At 67.1% G+C, this 4,817-nt stretch carries 4 protein-coding genes; 2 read left to right on the top strand and 2 right to left on the bottom strand.

Annotation, left to right across the window (positions count from 1 at the left end):
* Positions 1–1,613 (bottom strand): B12-binding domain-containing radical SAM protein (locus tag AC1D12_RS24915; protein ID WP_477843552.1); only part of this gene is annotated, 1,613 nt, incomplete at its 3' end.
* A gap of 76 nt (positions 1,614–1,689) precedes the next feature.
* Here AC1D12_RS24915 and AC1D12_RS24910 point away from each other — a divergent pair.
* Both AC1D12_RS24910 and AC1D12_RS24905 read left to right on the top strand, forming a co-directional pair.
* Positions 1,690–2,844: an AAA family ATPase gene (locus AC1D12_RS24910; protein ID WP_477843551.1), complete on the top strand. Its 1,155-nt coding sequence runs from the start codon at positions 1,690–1,692 to the stop codon at positions 2,842–2,844.
* A 124-nt stretch (positions 2,845–2,968) separates the two neighbouring features.
* Entirely contained in the window at positions 2,969–3,907 is a 939-nt protein-coding gene (locus AC1D12_RS24905) for an amino acid ABC transporter substrate-binding protein (protein ID WP_477843549.1), read from the top strand.
* 33 nt (positions 3,908–3,940) lie between these two features.
* On the opposite strand, the gene AC1D12_RS24900 is transcribed toward AC1D12_RS24905, so the two are convergent.
* Positions 3,941–4,720: a DeoR/GlpR family DNA-binding transcription regulator gene (locus AC1D12_RS24900; RefSeq protein WP_477843547.1), complete on the bottom strand. Its 780-nt coding sequence runs from the start codon at positions 4,718–4,720 to the stop codon at positions 3,941–3,943.
* Positions 4,721–4,817 lie beyond the last annotated feature (97 nt).

Genomic DNA, 4,817 nt, shown 5'->3' with positions numbered 1-4,817 from the left:
ATGCAGCCTGCCTCGAACAGCTGACGCACGTACTCGAGCGCGTCCACCGTGTCCTGCTCGTTCTGCGTCGGGAAGCCGTACATCAGGTACGCGTGCACCAGGATGCCGGCCTCCGAGAAGGCCTGCGTGACGCGCGCCACCTGCTCGACCGACACGCCTTTCTTCATCAGCTTCAGCAAGCGGTCGGAGGCCACCTCGAGCCCGCCCGAGATCGCGATGCAGCCGCTGGCGGCGAGCTCTTCGCACAGCTCGCGGTCGAAGGTCTTCTCGAAGCGCACGTTGCCCCACCAGGTGATCTCGACCTTGCGGCGCTGCAGCTCGGCGGCCAGCGCGCGCAGCGCCTTCGGCGGCGCGGCCTCGTCGACGAAATGGAAGCCGGTCTGCCCGGTCTCCTGCACGATGGCCTCGATGCGGTCGACCAGCGTCGTCGACGAGGCCTGCTCGAAGCGGGCGATGTAATCGAGGCTCACGTCGCAGAAGCTGCACTTCTTCCAGTAGCAGCCGTGCGCCACCGTCAGCTTGTTCCAGCGGCCGTCGCTCCACAGCCGGTTCATCGGGTTCAGCATGTCGAGCAGCGACAGGTAGCGGTCCAGCGGCAGGCCGTCCCAGGTGGGCGTGCCGACCTGGTCGAACGGGATGTCGGGCTCGGCGAAGCCGTTGATGTAGCGGACTGCGCCCGATTCGGCCTCGCGCACGAAGCTGCGCACCAGCCGCTGCTGCGAGCGCTTGCCCTGCAGGTGGTCGATCAGCGCGAGCAGCGGGCGTTCGCCGGCATCGAGCGTCACCACGTCGACGAAGTCGAACACGCGCGGCTCCGACAGCTCGCGCAGCTCGGTGTTGACGAAGCCGCCGCCGAGCGCGATGGCGATCTGCGGGTGCGCCGCCTTCACGGCCTGCGCGATGCGCAGCGCGGCGTACATCGAGCCGGGGAAGGGCACCGACAGCAGCAGCAGGTGGGGGCGGTGGCGCTCGACCGCGGCCAGTGCGAGTGCGGCGAGGCGCTCGTCGACCAGGTTCGGCGCGGCCGACAGCGCGCTGGCCAGCGGATCGAAATCGGCCTGGCTCGCGGCCAGCTGCTCGGCATAGCGCACGAACTCGAAGCGGCCGTCGATGGCGTCGCGCAGCACGTCGGCCAGGTCGTTCAGGTAGAGCGTCGCGAGGTGACGGGCGCGGTCCTGCAGGCCGAGCGCGCCGAAGGCCCAGGCGAGCGGGTCGCCGCCCTCGTCGTCGACGTAGACGTCGAGCGAGCGGAAGCGCGTGCCCTCGGGCAGCCAGTCGCGGCCGACGATGCGGTGCGCGAGGGTGGAGTCGCGCCCTTGCAGGAAGCGGATGGTGGGGGCGATGGTGGAGCGGTAGCGGTCGAAGGCGTCGAGGAAGACGGTGACCGGCGCGGAGCGCTGCGCCTCGGGTTGTGCCTGCGCGCGGTCGCGGACCTGGTCGAGGCCGGTGGGGGACAGCAGGTCGAGCACCAGCGCGAGCGCCAGGTCCTCCTGCACGGCCGTGATGCCACGCGAGCGCAGGAAGCCCGTGAGATAGGCCGTGGACGGGTACGGCGTGTTGAGCTGCGTCATCGGCGGGATCACGGCCAGGACGCGGAAATCTTCGGTGGACATTCGGGGGATTGTCGGCGATGCACCCGTGGTATTGCCGGGTGAGACACTTGCCCGGTCCTGACCTGTTGCATCCGCCATGCTCATTGAGTTCTCCGTGGCCAATTTCCGGTCGTTCCGGGAGCGGCAGACGCTGTCGATGGTGGCCGCGCCGCGGCTGCGCAAGGGCAGGAACACCTTCAAGGCGCCGCTCAGTGGCGAGAAGTTTCCCGACTTGCTGAAGGTGTGTGCGGTGTATGGGCCGAATGCAGCGGGGAAGAGCAACCTTTTGCAGGCGCTGTCGGTGATCGGTTTGATCGCGAATCTGTCGTCGAGTGCACTGGCCCCTGCGCTGCCAGTGACCCCGTTCGCGCTCGATCCGGCATTGGCGCAGGCGCCGAGTTCATTCGAGGTCCATTTCATCCAGGATGGAGTTCGATACCAGTTCGAGCTGGCAGCGACACGCTCAAGGCTCGTGCACGAGCGACTGGCGGCCTTTCCGCAAGGGAACGAGACCCTGTTGTACGAGCGGCGCTACGCTGACGAGACCGAGGGCTATGCCTTTGGCCCTGAACTCGAAGGCGGGGGTGACCTGCATCAGGCATGGCGGAAATTGACGCCACCGAACCTGTTGTTCATCTCGCAGGCTGTCGCGAACAGCAACGCGGAGATGAAGCAACTGCGGCGTCCATTCACCTGGCTGAGCCAGAGTGTCGAAGTGGTGCTGCGCGGCATGCAGAGGTACGCGGTCTCTGCTCAGGAACTGGCGGCGAAAGGACTCCCGAGCCTTGCGCAGGAGCTCGCCGCATTCTTGCGAGACCTGGATGTTCCGGTGTCTGCGTTCCAGGCCGGATCCGTCGATCCCGACGATCAGTCAGAAGGGACCAGGAATCTGATCGGATTCTTTGTTCCGTGGTCGATCAAGGGATACGGCAGCCGTGCAGTACTTGCCGTCGATCAATTCGACAGCAGCCTGCACCCGAAGATCGTCGCTGCGCTGATCGACAAGCATCTGGACAGCGAAGATCCCTCCCAGTTGGTCTTCACGACGCACGACACCCACCTGATGGGCACGAAGCTGCTGCGCCGCGACCAGATCTGGATCGTCGAGCGCGATGCCAACGGCGCGACCCAGCTTCGATCGGTACACGACTTCGAGGGCCGGGAGAGCGAGGATGTCGAGAAGCGCTACTTCGAAGGGCGTTACCGCGGTTTGCCGTTGCTGAAGGGCCGCCCACCTAGCCTGCCCATTTGAGGTCCGTCAAGCAAAACTCCCCCGAAACAAGGGGATAGAGGTCCCCGTCCAGTGCGACCTCCGTCACGGAAATGCGAATAGGGTAAACCCTATAATTCGACCCTTTTTGGTCGGAGCTTCCAAGATGTTCTCCCCTTTTCACGGCGTGATGCGCCACGTCGTGCGCCACGTGACGGGCCTGCTGCTGCTGGCCGGTGCCAGCGGTGCGGCATTCGCCCAGGCGCAGGCACAGGCCCCCGCCGACACGATGGCCCGCATCCGCGAGACCAAGGTCGTGGTGCTCGGCGTGCGCGAGGCCGCGCGACCGTTCTCGTTCCTGAATGAACAGAAGCAACCGGTCGGCTACTCAGTCGACCTGTGCCTGAATGCGGTCGAAGGCATCAAGCGCGAGCTGAAGCTGCCCGACCTGAAGGTGCAATACAAGGTCGTCAGCGGACCGGAGCGGATCCCGAAGCTGCTGAGCGGCGAGATCGACATGGAATGCGGCTCGACCACCAACACCCGCGCACGCCAGGAGAAGGTCGCCTTCAGCTACACCTTCTTCGTCGCCTCGATGCGCCTGCTGACGCCGAAGAACCTGCAGGTCGAGTCGGTGAAGGACCTGAACGGCCTGCCGGTGGCGCTCAGCAAGGGCACGACCTCGGAGAAGCTCTTCAACCAGCTGGCCAACGGCGAGCTGCATGCGCAGCTGACCACCTTCGCGAGCAACGGCGAAGCCTACAAGGCGCTGAAGGAAGGCCGCGTGCGCGCCTTCCCGCAGGATGATTCGCTGCTGCTCGGCCTGGCCTCCAACGACAAGGCGCTCGACACCTTCCAGGTCAGCAACCTGGCACTGTCGGTCGAGCCGTACGCGGTGATGGTGCGCAAGGGCGACACCGCGCTGCTCGCGTCGGTCGACCGCAGCCTGGCGCAGCTCTACGTGAGCGGCGAGATCAACGCGCTGTACACCAAGTGGTTCCTGACCGATGCGCTGACGATCAAGATGAGCCGCCTGACGCGCGACAGCTTCGTGCGGCCGAACAAGGAAGCCGGCGTCGCGATGCTGCTGGGGTTCTCGATCTGATCGAGCGCGGGTTGCCCGCCTCGATCACACCCGTCACACCAGCGTCAACTCGCAGCCCGCGTCGGCCAGCGCGTGCAGCGCCGCCGATTCCCGGGCCCGCTTGTTGGTGATCAGCTGGTGGACCTGCTCGATGCCGCAGAACGCGACCCGGGCGCACACGCCGATCTTGCTGTGGTCGGCCAGCAGCACGGTGCGCCGGGCCTGGCGCACCATCGCGCGCGCCAGCTCCGCCTCCGACGGATCGAAGCTGCTGGCGCCCATGCGCGCCTCCACGCCGACGGGCGAGAGCAGGGCCCAGTCGACCCGCCAGCGCATCACCTCGGCCACGGTGGCGTCGCCGTAGTTCGCGGCCAGTTCCGGCCGCGGCCGTCCGCCGAGCACATGCACCTGGTGCCGGGGTGAGCCGCCGTCCAGCGTCGGGCTGGCGAGCTTCAATGCCACGTCGAACGAGTTGGTGATCACCGTGAAGTCGCGCAGCGAGGCCAGCTCCTGCGCCAGCATCGACACGGTGCTGCCGGCATCGATGAACAAGGACTGGCCCGGCTGCGGCAGGCGTGCCGCAGCGCGCACGATCGCGCGCTTGTCCAGCGCATGGATCTTGTTGCGCTGCGCGAGCGGCGGCTCGGCCTCGGTGTCGCAGGCCAGGACGCCGCCGAACACGCGGCGCAGCTGCCCGGCGGCTTCCAGCGCGAGCACGTCGCGCCGCACCGTCTCGCGCGACACCCCCAGTTCATTGGCGATGCGCTCGGTGCTGGCCTGCCCGTCGCCGGCGAGCAGGGCCCGGATGCGCTGATGACGATCTTGCTGGAGCATGTGGCGATGATGCCGCAAGCCGCCCGGCGGACGGACGGCTTGCGCCGGGTCAACGTGTGATGGACGGCTGGTCGGCGACCGCGGGGCCGAACATCGC

The sequence above is a fragment of the Rhizobacter sp. P1_G5 genome (assembly GCF_056405435.1).
Note: the sequence above shows the minus strand (reverse complement) of the source record. Positions and strands in the feature narration are given on the sequence as shown.

Bases quoted from the DNA above. Each gene is read 5' to 3' on its own strand.
- AC1D12_RS24910 (WP_477843551.1), top strand. From the start codon at position 1,690: ATGCTCATTGAGTTCTCCGTGGCCAATTTCCGGTCGTTCCGGGAGCGG.
- AC1D12_RS24905 (WP_477843549.1), top strand. From the start codon at position 2,969: ATGTTCTCCCCTTTTCACGGCGTGATGCGCCACGTCGTGCGCCACGTG.
- AC1D12_RS24900 (WP_477843547.1), bottom strand. From the start codon at position 4,720: ATGCTCCAGCAAGATCGTCATCAGCGCATCCGGGCCCTGCTCGCCGGC.